Source organism: Bifidobacterium moraviense (genome assembly GCF_012932365.1).
GTDB lineage: Bacteria > Actinomycetota > Actinomycetes > Actinomycetales > Bifidobacteriaceae > Bifidobacterium > Bifidobacterium moraviense.
Genome location: NZ_JAAIIH010000002.1, coordinates 135,314 through 157,368, shown reverse-complemented (window position 1 = coordinate 157,368; position 22,055 = coordinate 135,314). Strand labels below are relative to the sequence as shown.

Below are 22,055 nucleotides of genomic sequence, written 5' to 3'. Positions count from 1 at the left end.
CGCATCGGTGAGGCGTCGGGGCGCATGGCCGCATGGAGACGGCTTGGGATCAGGCGAGCGCCTGCTCGACCACGGCGTGCACGGTGCCGGTGCCGGCGGCGAACTGCCTGAAGTAGTCCAGCACCTTGGCGGCCAGCGGGGTGGCGTTGAGGTCGGTGCCGAAGATCGTGGCGTCCGCGAGGATCGGCCTGATGACGTCGTCGGCCTTGGTGAGGTCGCCGCCGAGCTTGAGCGTGGCGAGCTTGGCCTGCAGGTCCTCCAGGCGCGGGTCGGGGCTCAGGGCCACCTGCTCGCCCTTGTCGTTGGTGGCCACGCCGTTCTCGCCGAGCAGCAGGCGCAGCCAGCCGGCGATGACCAGCGGGATGGCCACGAGGGTGTCGATGTCCTTGGACGGATCCTCGAGGTACTTCTTGATGATCACGCCGTAGCGGATCGGGATCTTCTGCGAGGTGTCGGTGGAGATGCGGGCCGGGGTGTCCGGAATGTTCGGGTTCGGCACGCGCACCTCGATGACCTGGCGCAGGAACTCCTTGGGGGAGAAGATCTTCGGATCGGTCACCACGGGCAGGCCCTCGACGTAGCCGAGGCGCTCCACGAGCTTCTTGAGGTCCGGGTCGCCGATGGTCTCGCTCATCGACGGGTAGCCGAGCAGCATGCCGAACGTGGCCAGCGCGGTGTGCAGCGGGTTGAGGCAGGTGGTGACCTTCATCTCGTCGGCGTCGTTCACGGTCTCGCGGTCGGCCACGTACACGCCAGCCTTCTCCAGCGCCGGGCGGCCGTTCGGGAACTTGTCCTCGATGACCAGGTACCAGGTCTCCTCGGTGTTGGCGAACGGGGCGACGTTGGTGCGCTTGGCGGTGTGGATGATCTGCGTGTCGCCGAAGCCGGCCTTGGCCAGCAGCTCGGAGACGGACTCGGCCGGGTTCGGGGTGATGCGGTCGATCATGGACAGCGGGAACGTGACCTTGGACTCGTCGTTGAGGTAGTCGACGAAGTCCTGACCCACGAAGCCCTTGTCCTTCCACAGCTCGGCGAACTTCCTGATGGAGGCGCCGAAGCGGTCGCCGTTCTGCGAGAAGTTGTCGGTGGAGACCATGGCGATCGGGTAGGCGCCGGCCTTGAAGCGCTCCAGCAGCAGGGCGGTGATCGCGCCCATCGCGGACACGGCCGTGTCCGGGCCGCCCTCCACCTCGGGCTCGATCCACGGCAGGATGTCGCCGGCGGCGTCGGTCAGGGCGTAGCCCTTCTCGGTGATGGTGACGGTGGCGAACTGGAGCTCCGGGTTGCGGAACACGCCGACCAGACCCTTCCAGTCCTCGTCCTCGTGGTTGCGCACGCCGTAGGCGGCGGCAACGGAGGCGATGAGGCGGTTGTCCACGGAGCCGTCGGACTTGAGCACCACCTGCAGGCAGCGGTCGTCGAACGGCTTGTAGGCCTCGGTCACGATGTCCGGATCGAAGGTCTCGGCCACGACCACGCCGGACTCGGTCTCGCCGGCCTCGATGAGGTCCTGGGCGATGGCGGCGTGCACGGCGCGGAACAGGTTGCCGGCGCCGAAGTGCACCCAGTAGGGGTGCTCGGCGGTGTGGGCGCGCACGGCGGCGGTGTCGAACTTCGGCAGGGCGACGCCGGCCTTGGCCCACTCGTCCTTGGTTGCGTTCAGGTCATCGGTGAGATGAAGAACCATGGTGTGTGTTTCCTTTCTTGGGAATCCTTGAAATCCCGTAAATCCTTGTGGTGGCGCTGTCCGCGGCCTACAGCTTGAAGACCTTGGTGGGCTGGGCCACGACGGAGTCGACCACGATCTGGCGGCCCTCGTCGAGGGTCAGGCGGTGGTCGGCCACGAGTCCGGCCACGTAGCGGGCGGTCAGGCGGCGGTTGGTGTCGTGGCGGGCCGGGATCGAGCACAGCGCGCGCGTGTCGTCGATGAAGCCGGACAGCTTGGTGAAGCCGGCGTTCGGCACCACCTCGGCGTAGTAGCGCAGGATCGGCTCGGGGGCGTCGATGAACCACCACGGGGCGCCGATGTACAGGCTCGGGTAGAAGCCGGCCAGCGGGGCGAGCTCGCGGGCGTAGACCGTCTCGTCCATGGTGAAGGCCACGAAGTGGAAGTTCGGGTCGTTGCCGTAGGTGTTGAGCAGGTTCTTGAGGTCCACGGTGAACTCGGCCTTGGCGGGCACGTCGCCGCCGGTGTCCTTGCCGTACTCGGCGAGGTTGGCGGGGTCGTACGAGCGGTGCACGTGCGGATGCACGGTCATCACCAGACCGTCCTCCTGAGCCATGATGACCTGGTCGGAGAACAGGTGGCGGCGCAGGCGCACGGCGTCCTCGGCGGAGATGGTGCCGGCCAGCGCCTCGGCATACAGCTTGTTGACCTCGGCGTCGGACAGGCGGTCGGTGCGCACGTCGGCGTGGGAGTGGTCGGAGAGCACGGCGCCGTGCTGCTTGAAGTGCAGGCGGCGGCTCTTCATCGCGGCGGTGAAGCCGTCGTACGTGGAGGTGTCCACGCCGGCCACGTCGCCCAGCTTGCCCACGAGCTCGGCCCAGCCGGGGGTGAGCGGCTCGAGGTAGACGTCGGGGCGGAAGGCCGGGGCCAGGCGCGCCGGGAAGTCCGGGTCGGCGTTGGTCTCATCGTGCAGGTGCAGGTCGTCCAGCGTGTCGTCGGTGGTGGAGATGAAGCCGATGTTGAACTTCTTCACCAGCTCGCGGGTGGAGAACTCCGGCTGCTTGAGCAGGTCGTTGAGCTCGTCGTAGATGTGGCCGGCGGTGTCCTCGCCGAACTTCTCGTGGATGTCGAAGACGTTCTGCAGCGAGTCCTCGAACCAGTAGCGCATCGGGGTGCCGGCGTACGCGCCCCAATTCCTGCCCCAGATCAGGAAGGCGTTGCGCGCCTGCTCGGGGGTGAAGTCCTTCTGGTTGACGCCCAGGTCCTTGAGCGCCACGCCCTGCGCGTGCATGACGCGGGTGACGTAGTGGTCCGGCGTGATGAACAGGCTCGTCGGATCGGAGAAGTGGTAGTCCTTGTCGTGGAACCATTCCACCGGCACATGGCCGTGCGGCGAGATGATCGGCAGATCCCTGACGGCCTCGTACAGGTCGCGGGCGATGGCGCGTTCGGTGGGATCCGGGGGAAGGAGGCGGTCGGGATTGAGATCATACTTCGTTGGTTGATTCATAGATCCCATTATCTGTTGTTGCATCGGGGACTGCCCGGCGTTGCCACGTTTTGACGGCGGATCGGCCGCGGAGGCATAGAATGGTGCAGAACCACGGTGCGCGGCGGACGTGCGTGCACCTTATATATATGTATATGCGATGGATGCGCATGCGCGACGAGCGGTGCGCGGACGACGGACAGCGGGCCGGCGACGGGCGGCGCGCGGAGGGGAGTGCCATGACGGACGGCGAGGAGCGTGCCGGGAGCGAGGATCGCCGCCGCGTGACCATCCGCGACGTCGCCCGCGAGGTGGGCGTCTCCCCGTCCACGGTGTCGCGCGCGTTCGCGCGTCCGGGGCGCGTGAGCGCGGAGACCGCGCGGCGGATCCGCGAGGTGTCCGACCGGCTCGGCTACCGCGTGGACGCCATCTCGTCGTACGACCCCGCCGGCGGGCTCACGGACCAGATCGCCATCGTCGTCTCCGACCTCGCCAACCCGATCTTCGCCGACTACGTCAAGGCCGCGCAGCATCGCTGCCTCGAGCTGGGCTACGGCCTGCTCGTCATCGATTCGGAGGAGACCGGCGCCATCGAGAAGAACGCGGTGGAGCTGGCACGTCCACACGTGGACGGCATCATCCTCGGCTCGTCGCGCCGTTCCGATTCGGCCATCCGCAAGCTGGCGGAGACCAAGCCGGTCATCGTGCTTAACCGTTCGATCCGCGGCGTCAAGTCGATCATCGGCAACGTGCAGACCGGTCTCGAGGAGGCGGTCAGCCATCTCGTGCAGCTGGGGCACGCGGACATCACCTATATATCCGGTCCGCAGTCGAGCTGGCAGGAGGGCACGCGCTGGCGCATCATGACGGCGCTGTGCTCGGTGCACGGCATCAGGCTGCGCCGCATCCCGTCCGACTCCCCGTCGTTCGCCGGCGGCTACCGCTGCGCCGAGGCGTTCCTGAGGAACCCCACCACGGCGGTGGTGGCGTTCAACGACATGATCGCGATCGGCTTCATCGCGGCGCTGCGCGCCCAGCACGTCTCGGTGCCGGGGCAGGTCTCGGTGGTGGGCATCGACGACATCCCGGTCAGCTCGCTGGTCACGCCGGCGCTCACCAGCGTGCGCATGCCGCGCCGGGAGACGGCCGCGGCGGCGGTGGACGAGCTGGTGGGGCGCCTGCGCCGCATCAAGGCGCACGAGGGCATGCGTCCGCTGGTGGTGGACTCCACGTTCGTGGTGCGTGCCAGCACGGCGCAGGTCTCGCGCTAGCTGGCGCCTCTCCGCGCCGCCGTCTCTCTCGATGCCGCCGCGTCGGGCGCCGCATGCCGCGATCATGGGCGCGCAACAACGATCATCTTGCGACACGCTGCTGAAATGCTTGCAAATGAACGGTTCTGAGCATTTCGGGCGTTTGGAGTGATTGCAAATGCTTAAAACGTCCTGAGTATCACCCGAGGGCATGAATCGTTGAAAACACTGGGATTACAACGATGGCACCGGTTTCGCGCCGCCGGCTCCAAGAAATCTCCAAGGCAAATGGTGGCAACAATCAGAAGTGATCAATCCAGTGGGCTATAGTTCTAATCAAGAACAAGGCGGAACGCGTAGTAGCGATCAGCTTTGGTCTTAGCAAAGATGCTAGGAAGGAAGAAAGGAACACCATGAAGTACACGCGCACTGTTCAGGCAGCAGCCATCGCTTCCGTTGCAGCCATGGCCCTCGCCGCCTGCGGCGGCGGCTCCGGCAACGACGCTGAGGCGGTCGCCTCCGCGTCCCTGAACGCCGACACCAAGGTCGAGATCAGCTTCGCCGGCTGGTCGCTGAAGTCCACCCCGGAGTTCCAGACTCTGGTCGACGCCTTCAACAAGGAGCACCCGAACGTCACGGTCAATATCCACGAGTACTCCGCGGATGACTACGACACCCAGCTGACCACCGATCTCTCCGGCGGCACCGCCCCCGAAGTCTTCCCGATCAAGAACCTCCAGAAGTACTACTCCTACGCCATCGACTCCAACGGCGGTCTGGCCGATCTGACCTCCGTGGCCGACGCCTACAAGAGCGACAAGAACATCGACATCTCCCAGTACAACATCGACGGCAAGTACTACGCCCTGCCGTACCGCCAGGATTCCTGGGTCCTGTTCTACAACAAGACCATGTTCGAGAAGGCCGGCGTGGCCATCCCGGACGGCACCTGGACCTGGGACGACTACATGAAGGCCGCCGAGGAGCTCAAGCAGAAGCTGCCCGCCGCCGGCTACGACGCCAACTCCGTCTTCCCGACCTACCACCACAACTGGCAGTCCGTCTTCCAGTCCTTCACCACCGGCCAGTCCGCGGCCACCGTTGACGGCGCCAAGAAGAACTTCCTCTCCGGCGACTACAGCTACATGAAGGACATGTACAACAACGTGTTCCTCAAGGCCCAGGACGAAGGCCTGACCGTGGACTACAACACCTCCACGTCCAACAAGGTCCAGTACCAGGCCCAGTTCGGCACCGAGAAGGCCGCCATGCTGCCGATGGGCACCTGGTACGCCGCCACCCTGGTCTCCCAGCAGAAGTCCGGTGACGCCAACAAGTTCGAGTGGGGCATGGCTCCGATCCCGCAGTCCTCCACCGTGAAGAGCGACGACGGCAAGCCGATCACCTTCGCCGATCCGACCGGCCTCGCCATCTCCGGCGCCGCCACGGGCGACAAGCTCGCCGCGGCCAAGGAGTTCGTGCAGTGGGCCTCCGGTGAGGGCGGCGCCAAGGCTCTGGCCGCCATCGCCACCACCCCGGCCTACTTCTCCGACTCCGTCGTGAGCACCTACTTCGGCGTCGACGGCATGGCCAACGACGATCAGTCCAAGAAGGCCTGGCAGGAGCACGACACCCGTCCTGAGAACTACGTCGACAAGAAGACCAACGACATCCAGGCCGCTCTCAAGATCATGAACTCCACCATCATGACCAAGACCGGCTCCGTGGACGACGCCATCGCCAAGGCGAACGCCGACATCGCCGCGCTGAAGTAAGCACCCGCGCTACCAGCGACGACTGAATGAGAAGCGGGTCGTGGGTTACCAACCAGAATCTACGGCCCGCTTTTCTATTGCCAAAAATCCCCCTCCCGCGCGGAGGGGACCGCACAAGCTCCAAAAATTCATCATTAGGAAAGGCTTAGGAGGAGATTCCAATGACTGAAGTGGCAAGCAAGCCGGTGGCCTCACCGGCCAAGAAGCCGAAGGGCGGTGAACTCACGACGAACGCGATCGGGCGCCGTAACCTGCGCAACGGTCTGCTGTTCATCGCGCCGAACTTCATCGGCTTCCTGTTCCTGGTTCTCGGACCGGTGCTGTCGCTGTTCTACATCGCGTTCTCGAAGTGGAGCGCGTTCGGCATGCCGAAGTTCAACGGTCTGGAGAACTGGACCCGACTGCTCGGCGACGACACGTTCAAGCACTCGTTCTGGCAGACCATCTACTACGCGCTGGTGCACATCCCGCTGACGCTCGTCATCGCGTTCGGTCTCGCCGTCATCCTCAACTCGAAGCTCAAGGGCAAGGCGTTCTTCCGTACCATCGCCTTCTTCCCCTACATCACCTCGATCGTCGCCGCAGCCCAGGTCTGGAGCATGCTGTTCGACCCGAACGCCGGCGTCATCAACCAGTTCATCCGCCTGTTCACCGGCGGCGAGGACGGCTGGGCCCCGGGCTGGCTGTCCACCACCGAGTGGGCCATGCCCGCCGTGATCATCGTCGCCACCTGGCGTGAGGTGGGCTACTTCATGATCCTGCTGCTCGCAGGCCTCCAGACCATCCCGCACGAGCTCTACGAAGCCGCCGAGGTGGATGGCGCCAACGGCTGGCAGCGCTTCTGGAAGATCACCGTCCCGTGCATGCGTCCGACGCTGTTCTTCGTCATGGTCACGCTGACCATCGGCTCCTTCAAGATCCTCGACCTCACCCTCGTCATGACGAACGGCGGCCCCGGCGACTCCACCTACGTGCTCGCCCAGTACGTCTACCAGCAGGCCTTCCAGCAGGGCAACTTCGGCTACTCCGGTGCCGTGTCCCTGGTGCTGTTCTTCCTGTGCATGATCGTGACGATCATCCAGTTCGTCTACAACAACGCTAAGGAGAAGTGAGATGACGAGCGTTACCGCAACCCCGTCCCCCGTCGCCGTGAAGGGCGCTGGCTCTCCCTCCGCCGACATCCCGTTCAACAAGCAGCCCGTCAGCCCGCTGAGGATCGTGGGCACCGTCGTGGGCTACGTGTGCATGATCGCGCTGGCCATCTTCATGGTCCTGCCGTTCGTGTGGATGTTCCTCTCGGCCGTCAAGCCGAACAACGAAGTCTACATGGTCCCGATCCAGTGGTTCCCGTCCGTGTGGCACTGGGAGAACTACCTGACCATCTGGACCAAGGCCGAGATGGGCCTGTGGACCGGAAACACCATCTTCTTCGCCATCTGCGTGACGTTCCTGCAGGTGTTCACCGGCTCGTTCGCCGCCTACGGCTTCTCCAAGATCAAGTTCGCCGGCCGCAACGTGCTGTTCCTCATCTACATCGCCACCATGGCCGTCCCGTGGCAGTCCTACATGGTCCCGCAGTACAAGATGCTGGCGGCCATGGGCATCGCCAACACCCGCTGGTCCATCATCCTGCTCCAGGCGTTCGGCGCGTTCGGCGTGTTCATGATGAAGCAGTTCTACGACACCATTCCGGACGAGCTGTCCGAGGCCGCGCGCCTCGACGGCCTCTCGGAGTGGGGCATCTACCGCCGCATCGTGCTGCCGCTGTCCGGTCCGTCCATCGCGGCTCTGGCCATCATCACGTTCACCAACACGTGGAACGACTACATGGGCCCGTTGATCTACCTGCGCAAGAACCAGCTCTGGACCATCCAGCTCGGTCTCAAGACCTTCATCGGTCAGTACTCCGCCGACTACGCCATGATCATGACCGGCTCCGTGCTTTCGGTGCTCCCGATCCTCGTGGTGTTCCTCATCGGCCAGAAGCAGTTCGTCGAAGGCATCGCGACCTCCGGCATGAAGGGCTGAGTCTCCTGCCCGGGATCCCGCTCGGATCCCCTCGGGATTCCGCGGAGCTCCTCGGAGCCTCCCGGAATCCCACCCCGATCTCCATCACCAATCATCCGTCACGGCGGTCGGCGGGCTTCGGCCCGTCGGTCCCGTCAGACATCCGATCCGCGGCGCAAGAGCGTCCGATCCGGTCCTCGTTCGCCGGATCGGAGCGTGAGGCTGCATCGCGCATGCGGCGATCCGGTCGGACGGCGGTCCACCGAGCCGCCGCCGGATACGGGATACGTCCGGACGGTCGTCAGTGTGGTTGAGCCTCTTTCTTCCTCCGGCCCGCTGGCGGCCGTTCGGAACCGACGTCGCGAGACGCCGGCGGCGATGGGCTCCCTCCCTAGCAGAGGGGGCCCATTCCTTTGCCCATGTGGGTAAACGTTGAAATCCTGCGGGGCGCGGCATCCGAGGCATCGGAGGATCCGCGGGCGGCCCCTCAGTCAACTCGTGTAAGGTAGGCACAATGGCGTCCTCATTCAGCAAGCAATCGTTCAACAAGGCCTTCACCACCGTCGCCAACAGCGTCTATCTCATGCTCATGGCCGGCTGGCTCACCCTCCTCGCCGCCCTGCCGCTCACCATCTGCTTCCTCGCGCGCATCCCGGTCACGTACTATCCCACCTACGCCGCCGCGCTGGCGCTGAGCGCCCCCGGATTCGCCGCGCTGTTCGCCATCTTCCGCGACCAGCCCACCTTCAACTCGCGCGACGCCGCGCTGCGCATCAAGCTTGCCGACGACCACGCGAACGACCCGGACTTCCCGCCGGACTGGATCGCCGCCCCGTACGTGCCCTCCGACCGTTCCGTCGCCATCATCAAGCCGTTCTTCCGCGCCTACGCCCGCAACTTCCTGCGCTCCCTCGCCATCGGCTTCTCGTTTGCGCTGCTCACGTTCGCCTTCGGCTACGACATCCAGATCACGCAGCAGTTCACCTGGGGCGCCGCGCTCATGCCGGTGCTGCTGGTGTGCATCGTGCTGTTCCTGCAGGCGTACTTCGTGGGGCTCGTCATCGTCGTCGAATATCCCAAGGCCAAGTGGTTCAGCATCATGAAGAGCGCCGTGCTGCTCTCCATCCGACGCTGGGCGGCGCTGCTCATCGCGATCGTCGTCATGATCGGCTTCGTGTGGGGCGTGATGTGGAACCCGCTGCTCGTGCTGTTCCTCGGCACCGGACTGATCATGTACATCGAGTACTCCGCCGCGCGCTGGCAGGCGCAGATCCTGTTCGCGCAGATGGCGCGCGAGAGCGGGGACAAGCGCATCCGCGACATGTACTCCGTGGGCGCCGACGCCAAGCCGCGCAGGAAGTCGTCGTTCTGGAGGGGCGGCGCCGACGTCATGCAGTGAGCGGCTGCGCCTGGTCGTTCGTTCGGTCGTTCGTTCGGTCGGATCGTTTTGGTCTGATTGTCGGTCTAGACGTCTTGGTCTGATTGTCGGTCTGCGCGCCTGATCGTTCGTCTGCTTGTTGGTCCGCTCATCGGGCTGGTCATCGGTCTGGTCATTCGCGCGTCTCGAATCCGTTCGGGGCGCGCGTTTCCATATGTCCGTGCGTCCGGTCTCTCCGGCCTTCCGATCTTCCGGGCTTTCATGCAAGGGAACGCCCGGGTTTTCCGCGGATCCGCATGATTCCAATGGACCCCGATGAAACCTGCCCGTTCGCTTGCCGAGAGTGTGCTCCGTTCGACAAACGAAGACCCGGGTTTTCTCCGGATCCGCAGAATGTCAAGGGCGATCGACGAAACCCGTCCCCTCGCTTGCCGGGAATCGTTCTCATTGGGCAAGCGAAGGCCCGGGTTTCTGGCCGATCCGCGTGATTTCAACGGGTTCCGATGAAACCTGCCCGTTCACTTGCCGGAGATGGCGCATCCGACATGCGTCTCCGGTCGGGACTTGGCGAGCCTATCGTCCCGTCGGCCGTCCGCCCCGCTCGTTGCTGATCTGCCACACGCTCATCGGCACATCGCGCACCGGTCCGACGTCGGCCCCGGCGTGCGCCAGCGCCTGCGCCACCTGCGCGAACAGCCACGCCGCGCCCTCCTTGGTGCCGATCATGCCCGCCGTGACCTGAAAGACCGTCCACCGATGCGTCAGGATCGCGTTGGCGCGGTACAGATCGTCCTCGTACTGCGCGCGATGGTGCGCGCCCTGATAGTCAAGCCCGATCCGATACCGCGGCCAGCCCATGTCGATGCGGATCTTCGTCGGCTCCACCGCGATGATGACGTCCGGTTCGGGGCATGGCAGGCCGAAGCGCGTCGCCAACAGCCGTAGCCGCGTCTCCGCCGGCGAATCCACGCGCTCCCGGACGAGTCGCAGCGCGCGCACGGCGTTCGGCCGCCCGACGAACCGTCCCGCGGCGTCGACGAATCCGCGCAGCACGTCGACGCCGGCCCGATGCATCGTGGCGTCGCGGCAGGCCATCGCGTCGCCGATCGCCACCAGATGCTCAAGCGAGCAGAACCGCGCCATGTGGGCGAACGTGGCCGCGGGCGACGTGCAGCGGACGCCGTCCACGTCGATCACCGCATGCGGCGTGGCCAGCGGCGACCACGTCACGGGACGCGTCCCCGGTACGCGGCGCAGGGCGCGCGGGGCGTCGAAGACGATGACCGGTCGGTCGCCGGGCGATGCGTAGGATCGCGGAACCTGAAGCCCAAGCAGATTGAGCGCCGTACCGAGCGCGAACACGGGGGAGTCCGGCGGCATGTTCGATGCGCGCGTCGCGGCTGCGGGTCCTTCGGTTCCTGCGCGTCCCGTCAACGTCGTCGCCGCTGCCGTGGTCCGTCTTGGACGCGGCGCCATGATCGCGCGGCATCGTTCGATCGCCGCCCGCTGGGTCTCCCATGCCTGATGGCGCATCAGATGATTGGGCGCCGGCTCGCGCGTGAATTCGTACATCGCGCCTCCTTACGTCGGTGCCCACAGCGTACGTCGGGATCATTGCGGGCAGACGAACGGGGATGCCTTCGCGCGATCGGCGGGACGGCGCTTCGTCGCGGAAACCTTGGCCTTCGCCTGCCGGGAACGGGGGCATTCGGCAAGGGAGGCCCCGGGTTTTCTCCGGAGCGGCGGAATCCCAAGGTCGTTGGACCAAACCCGGTCCTTCGCTTGCCGAGGATGGTGCTCGTTTGGCGAGCGAAGGATCAGGTTTTCCGGGGAACCGCATAATGCCAAGGACGGTGATCGAAACCTTGGCCTTCGCTTGCCGGCGCGCGGATCCTCCGGGCAAGCGAATGGGCGGGTTTTCTCCGGAGCGGCGGAATCCCAAGGTCGTTGGATGAAACCCGGTCCTTCGCTTGCCGAGGATGGTGCTCGTTCGGCAAGCGAGCGGTCGGGTTTTCTCGGAATCCGCGTGATTCCAATGGGACTGTCGAAAACCCGGCCCTTCGCTTGCCGAGAATGGTTCTCGCTCCGATGGACGGCGCCGTGGCGCATGGGCGACGCCGGGTGCGGCACGTGCATGCAGAGGGACGCGATGCGACATGCGTCGTGCGCGGGGCGACGTGCGCGACATCGGCCGTCGCGTGTGCGACATCGGTCGGCGCGTGCGCGATGCTGGTCGTTTATGATTGGTTGCGTTATCATTCTTGTGGTTTCAACGATCAAAGGGGAACATCATGCACAACAACGCCGACGATGCGCGCGCAGCCGCGGAACGCCCCGTCACCGTCACGCTCACGGCCGACGACGTGGCCGCCGCCGCGCGCAGCCTGCACGGTCTGACGTACAAGGGCTTCGGCGTGCTGTCCGGCAACGCCACGTCCAGCCTGCTCATGGACTACAAGGCCGAGCATCCGGACGTCTACTGGAAGCTCGTGGAGACGCTGTTCGGCGGCGAACGCCCCATGATGAACACCGTCAAGGTGGAGATGGGCAACGATCGCAACAACTCCACCGGCCCGAACGTCGCCACGATGCGCGACCGCGACGAATACCCGGCCGTGACCCGCGAGCCCGGATTCCAGCTCGCCGCCGACGCGCGCCGCTTCAACCCGCGTCTGCACGTGAGCATCCTGCGCTGGCATGCGCCCACGTGGGTCGTCACCAACGACGACGTCTACCGCTGGTACAAGAACACCATCCTCGCGGCTTACCGCGAGTACGGATTCATGGTCGATTCCGTCAACCCCGACGTCAACGAGCGCACCGCCGATCTGGCGTGGGTGGCCGGATTCTCCCGCCGCGTGCAGAACGACGAGACCGGCTTCGAGGGCAACGGTCCGGACGACCCCAACGCCGGGTTCGCGAGCGACGAGGAGCGCGACCTGTTCCACCGCATCCGCACGATCACCTCGGACGAGGAGGTGACCGGCACGTTCGGCGACGAGCTCATCGCCAGCGCCGAATACATGCGCCATATCGACGTGGCCGCCTACCACTACTCCGTGGAGGACGACGCGCACGGCAACTTCAAGCGCCTCGCGGACGAATGCGACAAGGAGGTCTGGAACTCCGAGGCGCAGGCGACGTTCTCGTGCTCGGCTGACCGTCCGAACAACACCAACGACGAGGGCACCGATGTGACGCCGCACTACGCGGGCACCGGCATCGGCGGCCAGAACGGCCCGCTGGAGATGGGCAACACGCTGATCAAGGGATTCGTGGAGTCCCGGCGCACGTGCGCGCTCTACCAGCCGGCCATCGGCAGCTTCTACGAGAACATGGAGTACTCGTACAAGGAGCTCATCTCGGCGCGCGACCCGTGGAGCGGCTGGATCTACTACGACGCCGGCTGCGCGGTGCTGGAGCACTTCGCGCGCTTCGCGAACCTCGGCTGGGTCGGCGCCGACGACGAAGGCGGCGCGCGTCCGATCTGGCGTGCGATTCCGCAGGCGTCCGGCTGCGAGGTGGGCGGCAACAACCCGGTCAACGGCGCGCGTCACGGCGAGCCCAGCTATCTGACGCTCGCGTCCCCGGACGGCGGCGACCTGTCCGTCGTGATCGTCAACGACAGCGCGTACGCGAAGCACTACCGCGTGGCCGTGGACGCCGCGCTCGCCGCCGCCGGCAAGCCGCTCACCGTGTGGGTCACCAAGGCCGCGGAGCAGGGCGAGCCGTACGACGCGAACTGGTTGGCGAAGGCCGACGTGCTGCAGCCGGCGCGCTACAGCGCCGCGAGCTTCGCGGGCACGGGCGTGGAATCCATCGAAACGATCGAGGAGACGGTCGGCGGGCCGTCCGGCACCGTGTCCGGCACCATGTCCGGCACCATGGAGTCGGTCTACGCATCCGACGTGACGCTCGGGGCGGGCACGGGACGCGAGACCGTGGAATACGACGTCACGGTCGAGCCGTGGTCGATGGTCACCGCCACCACGCTGCCCGGATCCGAGGCGGACGGGACCGCGGTCGCCGTGGGCGAGTCCGCGAGCCGTCTGCCGCGCACCGCCGAGGGCACGCGCGCGCCGCTGGACGTGGATCCGGATCACGGCGTGCTCTACGAGGACGACTTCCGCTACGAGGGTGTGCCCGACGTGCGGACGTTCAAGGGCGACGAACTGGTCTCCGAGCCATTCCTGAGGTCCCGCGGAGGCGACGCCGGCGCCACGCCGCGCTACACCACGGACACCAACGGCGCGTTCGAATCGGTGCCGGACGCCGACCGCGGCCGCGCGCTGCGCCAGCAGATCGACTGGACGCACGCCGGCAACGCCTGGATCGAGGGCGATCCGCGCACCGCGATCGGCGACATGCGCTGGACCAACTACCGCGTGAGCGTGGACGTGCTGTTCGAGCCGTACGAGGGGCGTGCGCCGTACGTGCTGCTGGGCGCGCGCGAGATGGCCGGCGGCAAGTTCACCACCGACATCTGCGCGTACGACGTCAAGCTGCGCGCCGACGGCGTGTACCTGCTGCGTCGCTTCGGCGACGAGAAGCGCCGCGGGCACATCGTCGACCTGCGCATGCGCGCGGCCGCCGCGATGGCGCGTCCGTTCGAGCCCGGCGCCGGCGTGTGGAACACCGTGAGCCTCGAAGTGGCGGGCGACACCGTGACGTTCGGCGTCAACGGCGTGGACATCGCCACATGGCGCGACGACGCCCCGCAGTCCGCCGGACGCGTGAACCTGGGCACGAGCTTCAACCACGTGCGCTTCTCCAACCTGCGCGTGGAGCGCATCCCCGGCTTCGCGCCGTACTACGACGAGCTCATCGACGACCTGCACACGGTCTCGTGGGACGACACCGCCACGCCGCGTCTGCGCTATGCGGGCGAGTGGCTGCACGAGACCGGCAAGGGCATGTACGACTACAACCGCACCACGAGCACGGCGCTCGGCAAGGGGGCGAGCGTGAGCCTCGAGGTCGAGGGGTCCGGCGTGGACGTGTTCGGCCGCAGCGACGGGCGCGCGCTGCTCGACGTGACCGTGGACGGCGAGCCGTGGGGCGCGGGGCCGCTGCGCGCGAACGCCACCGACGGCGCGCTGCGGTGCCATGCGCGCGTGCAGGGGCTCGCTCCCGGCAGGCATGAGGTGACGATCGCGCTGGCGAACGACGCGGCGTGGCAGGTGGACGCGTTCGGCGTGCTGCACGGCTGACCGCGCGTCAGGTCGCGCAGGGCGTGCGCGTGGGGCGCGCGGGTCTTGTGGGCCGATCGTGCTGGTCGTGCGCGTCGGGCTCGACAAGCGAAGGCCCGGGTTTCGATGCCCGTCCTTGGGATCATGCCGATTTCGGGGGAACCCGGTCCTTCGTTTGCCTGATGTCCGGTATCTTCGGCAAGCGAAGGCCCGAGTTTTGGTTTCCGTCCTTGGAATCAGGCCGTTTCCGAGAAAACCCGCCTCTTCGCTTGCCCGGTGGTCGGTGTCTTCGGCAAGCGGAGGCCCGAGTTTCTCGGAGCGCGGTTGGAATCATGCCGTTTCCGAGAAAACCCGCCCCTTCGCTTGCCTCGCGGTCCCCGGCTCGGGGATGCGGAAGGGGAGGGCGTCGGATCCTCGCGTCGCAACGTTGCGGTGATCGGCCATGTTGGAACGGGAACGACGTTCCAGAGTGGCTGTTCGTCGCAACGTTGCGATCGGGGGGTATGACGTGATGCCGTGCGGCGTGGAGCGGTACTGCGTGGCGCGCGCAGTGCCCTGTGACGTCGTGCGACACCGTGCGATGTCGCGAGGTGCCGTGCGACGTTTTGTGATGTCACGTGATGCCGTGCGGCGTCGTGTGGCGCCGTGTGATGTCGCGTGATGTGATGTGGATGACGTCGTGCGGCGGTGCGCGATGCCGTGCGATGCCGTATGGCGACGCGCGATGCCTGCGCTGTACCGTGCGACACTGCGAGCCACCGCGCGACACGCCCGGATTGCGCAACATCGCGACCGGCGTGTATCTTTGCCATCTGTAAACCACAGACCGTTGGTTGGGGCGCGCATGCGCTCCCGAAGTTTGGTTCGCCAAGCCAGCGCAGGTTGAGAAATGACCGCCCGTAAGGGTACGCAAGTTCACTTGCGGATGGATGTTGCTCTGCCATGCGCGCAGGGCATTTTTTATGCCTTCATGGCAGCGGCGTTCCAAGCCGGACAGTCAACGGCCGACTAAGGAAGGAACGCCATGAAGAGGCCCGAAAAGGAAGCGGTGGTTGCCCAGCTTACGGAACAGTTCCGTAGCGCTGACGCTGTCTACCTGACCGAGTACCGCGGGCTTACCGTTCCGCAGATCTCCGATCTGCGCGAAAAGCTAGGCCGCGATACTTCCTACACTGTGGCTAAGAACACGCTGGCACGCATCGCCGCCAAGGAAGCGGGCATCGAGGGTCTCGACGAGATCCTTTCCGGCCCGACCGCCGTCACCTTCGTGAAGGGCGACTTCATCGAGGCTGCGAAGATCCTGCGTGACTTCGCCAAGGACAACAAGGCCCTCATCATCAAGGGTGCCGCCGCCGACGGTACCGTCTACGATGCCGAGGGTGCCAAGAAGCTGGCCGACCTCAAGTCTCGTCCGCAGCTGCTCGCCGAGTTCGCCGGCGACATCAAGGCGACGATGGCCAAGGCCGCGTACCTGTTCAACGCGCTGCCCACCAAGGCCGTGCGTACGATCGACGCCCTGCGCGAAAAGCAGGAGAAGGCCGCCTGATTCGCCTGCGGCTCGCCGCATGAATCATCAGCTTCAACAATAAAAAAACAAACTGGTTTAGGCAGCGGAACACGCCACTTCAATCCGCCGCCAAGATGGAAAGGAAGCCATTATGGCTAAGTACACCAACGATGAGCTGCTGGAAGCCTTCGGTGAGATGACCCTCGTCGAGCTCTCCGAGTTCGTGAAGGCCTTCGAGGAGAAGTTCGACGTCGAGGCTGCCGCTCCGGTCGCCGCCGTCGCCGCCGCCGCTCCGGGCGCTGCCGCCCCGGCCGAGGAGGAGAAGGATGAGTTCGACGTCATCCTGTCCGCCGTCGGCGACAAGAAGATCCAGGTCATCAAGGCCGTGCGCGCTCTGACCTCCCTGGGTCTGGCCGAGGCCAAGGCTCTCGTGGACGGCGCTCCGAAGGCCGTGCTCGAGAAGGCCAAGAAGGAAGACGCCGAGAAGGCCAAGGCCGCTCTGGAAGAGGCCGGCGCCACCGTCGAGCTCAAGTAATGCACGCGGGAGGGAATCCCGCTCGCATTCGCTCGCAACAGCGTATCGGGAAGCCCCGCAGTCCCTTGTGGATTGCGGGGCTTCCCGCGTATGCGGCCGTATGGACGCGTATGCATGGACACATACGCATACGCATATATGACGCGCGACGTGCCGCGGCCGCCAGCGCGCCGCCTGTCCGGCTCATGGGAAGAATTGACGATTGTGGGATGAATCGGGCGGCATTGCCGCATGTCCGCGTCCGGACATGTCACAATGGCTCGTAGTGGGCACGCGCGGCACTCGAACCATGCCCGCGTTCAAGGTTCAAGGAGGTCGACGGCAGTGAACGAACAGCGACCGTCCCAGCAGTGGATCGTGAAGGTCAACGGCGTCGAGGAGGTGCGTCTGGACCCGGGGGAGAGTCTGGAGATCGGCCGCAAGCCGCTGCGCCCGCTGGCCGACAACGGCATGCGGCGCCTTGACGTACCCGACGACACGCGTTCGATGTCCAAGCGCCACGCCGTGTTCTCCGTGTCAGACACGGGCTCCGGCGTGATGCGCGATCTGGGCAGCACCAACGGCACGTACGTGGTGCGCGACGACGGCGCGCTGATGCGCGTGCCCGAGGACACCGACTTCCTGCTGCCGCGCGGCACGATGCGCTTCCAGTTCGGCGACGTGCCCGTGGACTGCATCCGCGTGGACGCCATCGACGACGAGCCCGATCAGGCCGTGCCCGACCTGTTCTCGTACGCCGCCGCGGACGCGCCGCAGGAGCCGGACGCCGCGGACATGTCCGTGGACGACATCCTCGACCTGCGCGCCGGCGAGCCGACCGGGGCGTTCGACGCCGGCATGGTGCGCAGCAGGATCGGCGCCATCCGCGCGCAGGCGCTGGCGGGTGCCACGGCGGAGGATGCCGTCGTGGACGGAGCTGACGCGAACGGCGCAGGCGGGGCAAGCGGCGTGAACGGCCTGAACGGCGTGAACGATGCCGGCGGGCGCGACCTGTTCGCCGACGCGATCGACGAGGTGCAGACCGGCGCGGCGTCCGAGGGCGCGCAGCCCACGGCATTCGGCGCGACGCAGTCCGTGGCGCCCGGCGTGGCACAGCCCGCACGATCCGTCCCGACGCAGTCCGTGCAACCTGCGCAGTCCGTGCAGTTCGCGCAGCCCATCGCATCGCCGCAACCCCAGCCGCAGCCGATGCCCTACGAGCCCGGATCGGTGTTCGACCGCGTCTCGCGCGGCGAGTTCGCCGCCGCACGCCCGGTGATCGAGGCAGGCGGGCACACGTCCGATCAGGCGCGCACCACGCGGGACTTCGCCACCCAGTTCGACATGGCCCGCTACCCGCAGCTGCTGCCGTTCCTGGCCATGAACCCCGCGCTCTACGACGACCTGTACGCCTGGCTCGCCGCGCAGGGCAACCGGGACATCGACGCGGCGCTCGACGGCAACGAAGGCTACCACGACTATCTTGCGGCAACGGGAAAGTGATCTGATATGACCGAACCGACGACCCCCACCTCCGAATCCGGCGCTCCGGGCGTGCAGAACGCCGCGGGCGCACAGGGCGTTCCGGGCGCGCCGCCCGCCAATCCGATGCAGGCGATCCTCGCCGCCGCCCGCGGCACGCAGGCGCAGGGCGACGCGGACGCCACCAGGGCCGGGAAGCCCACGCCGATCGAGCGCATCCGCGGATGGCGCCGCGCCTATCAGGCGGTGTCCGGCCCCACCCCGCTGGAGGACATCACCCAGCTCGCCTCGCAGCTGGACCTCACCCACGCGCATCCCTCCGGCATCGCGCAGCTGTTCGCGTCCGGCCAGGTGCATCTGGACGCCCTGTTCCGCGACAACGGCATGCTGCGCGCCGCCAACCGCAGGCTGGAGCGCGTGCTGGACGACCAGGCCGTCAAGGAGCGCGTGAGCGGATGCGCCGAACTGTCGCTCGTAGTGGGCGTGGCCAAGTGGAAGAGCGAGGCGATGCCGGTGCTGCTCTACCCGGTGGAGGTGGGACGCTCCAACACGGTGCCGGCCAAGACCTCCATCCGCTTCACCGGCAAGGTGGAGCTCAACTCGGTGTTCGTCTCCGCCATGCGCGCGCAGGGCGTCACGCTCAACGCCGCGCAGCTGTTCGACATCTCGCACTACGAGGGCGGCACGCCGGAGACGTCCGCGCTGTTCAACGCGATCACCGCCAAGACCTTCGGCGTCATCGAGGACTTCGCGATCGAACGCACCATCGTGCTCGGCTGCTTCGTGGAGCCCACCGCGCTGCTGCTGGGGGAGAGCCTGACCATCCTCGACCAGCTGCAGGACGGTCCCACCGGCAACACGCTGCTGGACGCCGTGGCCGGCGACGAGCAGGCCGCCGCATCGCTGCGCGACGCCGCCATCCCCGCGTTCAGCCCGTTCGACGGCGACCCGCACGGCGAGTACGAGATCGGCGACGTGGACAACACCGTGCGCTATGCGGCGGGGCTCGCGGCGTCCGGTCGCTCGCTGTTCCTGGACGAGCCGGCCAACCGCGACACCGCCGTGCAGTCGGCGGCCATCGCCTCGCGCTGCGTGATGGACGGACGCAGCGTGCTCTACGTGCCGTGCGTGATGGAGGCCAAGCGCCGCTTCATGCAGGAGATCCGCGCCAGCGAGATGGGTTCGCTGGTCCTGGACGTGACCGACCCCGAGTCCAACAAGGCCGTGGACCGTCAGCTCATCGGCGCCGTAAGCTTCCAGCCCGGCACCGCGACCGCGCACTTCGAGCAGCTGGCCGACGAGCTCGTGGGCGTGCGCTCGCGTCTCACCCGCTATCTGGGCGACCTGCACGGCGCCAACAAGAACTGGGGCTTCTCCGCGTACGAGACGATCCAGAACCTCGCGAACATCTCGATGCTCTCCACCCACCCGGCCACCCGCGTACGCCTCAAGCCCGCCGCGGCGCACGCCATCAAGGATTCGCTCGACGAGTGGGGCGCCAAGCTGGCCCGCGCGGCGCGTCTGGGCGAGTTCACCATCACCCCGGCGGACACCGCGTGGTTCGGCGCCTCCATCTACGGCGAGAACGAGGCCGTGGACGCCTACCAGCGCGTGACGCGCCTGCTGGAGCGCACGCTGCCCGCGGTGCGCGAGCAGGTGGCGTCCACCGTGCAGTCGTGCGGCTTCCCGGTCCCGGTGACCGCACAGGACTGGGGACGTCAGGTGATCGTGCTCAAGAACCTGCGCCGCGTGCTCGACGTGTTCCAGCCGGGCATCTTCGAGCGCGACATCCAGGCCATGATCGAGGCCACGCAGTCCAAGGAGCAGCGCAAGGCGTCCGGAGGCTCGATGGGCTTCTGGGAGCGTCGCCGCCACGTCAAGGAGGCCAAGGAGCTGCTGCGTCCGGGCGCGCAGGTGGAGGACCTGCACGAGGCGCTGACCGTGGTGGCCAAGCAGGCGAAGCAGTGGCGCACGTTCGTGCCCGCCGGCGGATGGCCGGTGCTGCCGCCCAAGCTGGACCAGATCATCGACGTGCAGGCGTCGCTGTCCGAGGACCTCACCGCGCTGGACACCGTGCTGGCCACCACGCCCGCCGGAGGCAACCTGCAGACCACGCCGTTCAACGACGTGGAGACACGCCTGCGCGCCCTGTTCTCCGACCACACCGCGCTGGACACGCTGCCCGAGCGCGCCACGCTCGAGCGCGACCTGCTCGCGGCGGGCCTCGGCGACCTGGTGACCGACCTCAAGAACCGTCAGGTGGGGGAGGAAGCCGTGGGCAACGAGCTGCGGCTGGCGTGGTGGACCACGGTGTTCGACGACATCGTGCACTCCTCCGCGATCATCTCCAACCAGGACGGGTCGGCGCTGTCCAACGCGGCCGACCGCTTCAACCAGGTGGACACCGAGCACGTGCGCTCGATCGGCGCGATGGTGCGGCAGGAGTCCACGCGCCGGCTCTCCGAGCTGCTGTTCTCCCGCACGCAGGAGGCCAACCAGCTGCACACGCTGCTGGCGTCGGAGGGCAAGGCGAACCTGAGCCGTTTGGTGCACGACTATCCCACCATCATGCGCCTCGCCAAGCCGATCCTCGTGGCCACGCCGGCCACGCTGGCCGCGCTCACGGCGCCCGAGCAGATCGCGGACATCGCCATCCTCGACGCGGCCGCGCACATCCCGCCCATCGAGCTGCTCTCGGTGCTCAGGCGCGTGCGCCAGGTGGTGGTCCTCGCGCACGACGAGACCGTCACCTCCGATTCGATCCGCCTGTTGGCCGCGCTGCTGCCGCACGTGTCCGTCCGGGGACGCGCGTCGCGTCGCTCCCCGGCCATGGCCGAGTTCCTCGAGGACCACGGCTACGGGTCGGTGGGCTCCGACATCGCCACCGAGGCCATGCGCGGCGCCGTGTCGTACACGCGCGTGGACGGCGTGGGCGTGCCGGTGCTCTCTTCGGGGCTCGTGGAGTCGAACCAGCGCGAGATCGACGCCGTGGTGGAGATTCTGCGCAACCGCGCCGCCGGGTTCACCATCGTGCCGGCGTCGTATCTGCTCACCGTCGTGACGCTCTCCGGCACGCACCGCACGCGTCTGGGCGCCGAGCTCAAGGCGTGCGCCGCCAAGGACGAGGCGTTCGGCAAGTTCCTGCGCCACGTGCGCATCATCGGGCTGGACGAGATCGCGGGCGCGCAGTCCACGGACGTGATCATCTCGCTGGGCTTCGCCAAGACCTCGCACGGGCGTCTGCTGCAGCAGTTCGGCGATCTCGAGGGCGACGGCGGCGCGGGCATGCTGCTCGACGCGCTCGCTCTGGCGGGGCGCAACGTGGACATCGTCTCCGGCTTCGGCTCCGAGGATCTGGAGGAGGACCGTCTGCATCAGCCCGGCCCCAAGCTCATGCGCGAGCTGCTGGTGTGGGCCGAGGACCAGGGCGGCGAGTCGGTGCGTCCGAAGTCGCACGATCTGGCCGGCCGCAACGTGCTGCTGGCGGATCTGGCCGACCGCATCCGCGCGCGCGGCATCGACGTGGCGGTGGACTACGGCTACGCCGACGGCCGCCGCATCCCGCTGGTGGCGGGCGTGCCGGGCAAGCCGTACGCGCTGGCCGTGCTCACCGACGATGCGAACTTCATGGGCGTGCAGTCCACGCGCGAACGCCACCGCATCATCCAGGAGGACCTGCAGATGCTGGGCTGGTCCGTGATGACCGTGTGGTCCGTGGGCGCGTTCGTCAACCCGGACAAGGAGGTGGACCGCGTGGTCTCGCACCTCGCGGACCTCTACGGGGAGCGCCGATGAGCG

The 22,055-nt window shown here is 66.9% G+C and carries 13 protein-coding genes; 10 read left to right on the top strand and 3 right to left on the bottom strand.

Annotated features, from left to right (window positions below):
* Positions 1 to 49 precede the first annotated feature (49 nt).
* Together G1C96_RS03920 and uxaC are read right to left on the bottom strand one after the other, a co-directional pair.
* Positions 50 to 1,687: a mannitol dehydrogenase family protein gene (locus tag G1C96_RS03920; RefSeq protein WP_169275348.1), complete on the bottom strand. Its 1,638-nt coding sequence runs from the start codon at positions 1,685 to 1,687 to the stop codon at positions 50 to 52.
* Positions 1,688 to 1,754: 67 nt separating this feature from the next.
* Positions 1,755 to 3,176: a glucuronate isomerase gene (gene uxaC / locus G1C96_RS03915; RefSeq protein WP_205832031.1), complete on the bottom strand. Its 1,422-nt coding sequence runs from the start codon at positions 3,174 to 3,176 to the stop codon at positions 1,755 to 1,757.
* Positions 3,177 to 3,325: 149 nt separating this feature from the next.
* On the opposite strand from uxaC, the gene G1C96_RS03910 reads away from it, so the two are divergent.
* The 5 genes from G1C96_RS03910 (at position 3,326) to G1C96_RS03890 (ending at position 9,586) form a co-directional block, all read left to right on the top strand.
* Entirely contained in the window at positions 3,326 to 4,426 is a 1,101-nt protein-coding gene (locus tag G1C96_RS03910; protein WP_169275346.1) for a LacI family DNA-binding transcriptional regulator, read from the top strand.
* Between the two features lie 392 nt (positions 4,427 to 4,818).
* Complete coding sequence (locus tag G1C96_RS03905; RefSeq protein ID WP_169275345.1) at positions 4,819 to 6,180, top strand: ABC transporter substrate-binding protein; 1,362 nt, start codon at positions 4,819 to 4,821, stop codon at positions 6,178 to 6,180.
* A 161-nt stretch (positions 6,181 to 6,341) separates the two neighbouring features.
* Positions 6,342 to 7,292, top strand: a complete 951-nt coding sequence (locus G1C96_RS03900) for a carbohydrate ABC transporter permease (RefSeq protein WP_169275344.1) — start codon at positions 6,342 to 6,344, stop codon at positions 7,290 to 7,292.
* 1 nt (position 7,293) lies between these two features.
* A complete protein-coding gene (locus G1C96_RS03895) occupies positions 7,294 to 8,208 on the top strand; it encodes a carbohydrate ABC transporter permease (protein ID WP_169275343.1) in 915 nt (304 codons plus the stop codon).
* A 493-nt stretch (positions 8,209 to 8,701) separates the two neighbouring features.
* Positions 8,702 to 9,586, top strand: coding sequence for a YesL family protein (locus G1C96_RS03890; RefSeq protein ID WP_169275342.1), 885 nt, complete (start codon positions 8,702 to 8,704; stop codon positions 9,584 to 9,586).
* A 552-nt stretch (positions 9,587 to 10,138) separates the two neighbouring features.
* On the opposite strand, the gene G1C96_RS03885 is transcribed toward G1C96_RS03890, so the two are convergent.
* Positions 10,139 to 11,137: a hypothetical protein gene (locus tag G1C96_RS03885; RefSeq protein ID WP_169275341.1), complete on the bottom strand. Its 999-nt coding sequence runs from the start codon at positions 11,135 to 11,137 to the stop codon at positions 10,139 to 10,141.
* Between the two features lie 719 nt (positions 11,138 to 11,856).
* Between G1C96_RS03885 and G1C96_RS03880 the strand changes: the two genes are divergently transcribed.
* The 5 genes from G1C96_RS03880 (at position 11,857) to G1C96_RS03860 (ending at position 22,052) form a co-directional block, all read left to right on the top strand.
* Positions 11,857 to 14,775 carry a glycoside hydrolase family 30 protein gene (locus tag G1C96_RS03880; protein WP_169275340.1) on the top strand — a complete coding sequence of 973 codons (2,919 nt, stop codon included), beginning with the start codon at positions 11,857 to 11,859 and terminating at the stop codon, positions 14,773 to 14,775.
* Between the two features lie 1,003 nt (positions 14,776 to 15,778).
* The gene (rplJ, locus tag G1C96_RS03875) at positions 15,779 to 16,300 is read left to right on the top strand and encodes a 50S ribosomal protein L10 (protein WP_169275339.1); all 522 of its coding nucleotides are present in this window, start codon (positions 15,779 to 15,781) and stop codon (positions 16,298 to 16,300) included.
* A 112-nt stretch (positions 16,301 to 16,412) separates the two neighbouring features.
* The gene (rplL, locus tag G1C96_RS03870; RefSeq protein ID WP_169275338.1) at positions 16,413 to 16,796 is read left to right on the top strand and encodes a 50S ribosomal protein L7/L12; all 384 of its coding nucleotides are present in this window, start codon (positions 16,413 to 16,415) and stop codon (positions 16,794 to 16,796) included.
* Between the two features lie 324 nt (positions 16,797 to 17,120).
* Complete coding sequence (locus G1C96_RS03865) at positions 17,121 to 18,278, top strand: FHA domain-containing protein (protein ID WP_335341919.1); 1,158 nt, start codon at positions 17,121 to 17,123, stop codon at positions 18,276 to 18,278.
* 6 nt (positions 18,279 to 18,284) lie between these two features.
* A complete protein-coding gene (locus G1C96_RS03860) occupies positions 18,285 to 22,052 on the top strand; it encodes a helicase (RefSeq protein WP_240945089.1) in 3,768 nt (1,255 codons plus the stop codon).
* Positions 22,053 to 22,055 lie beyond the last annotated feature (3 nt).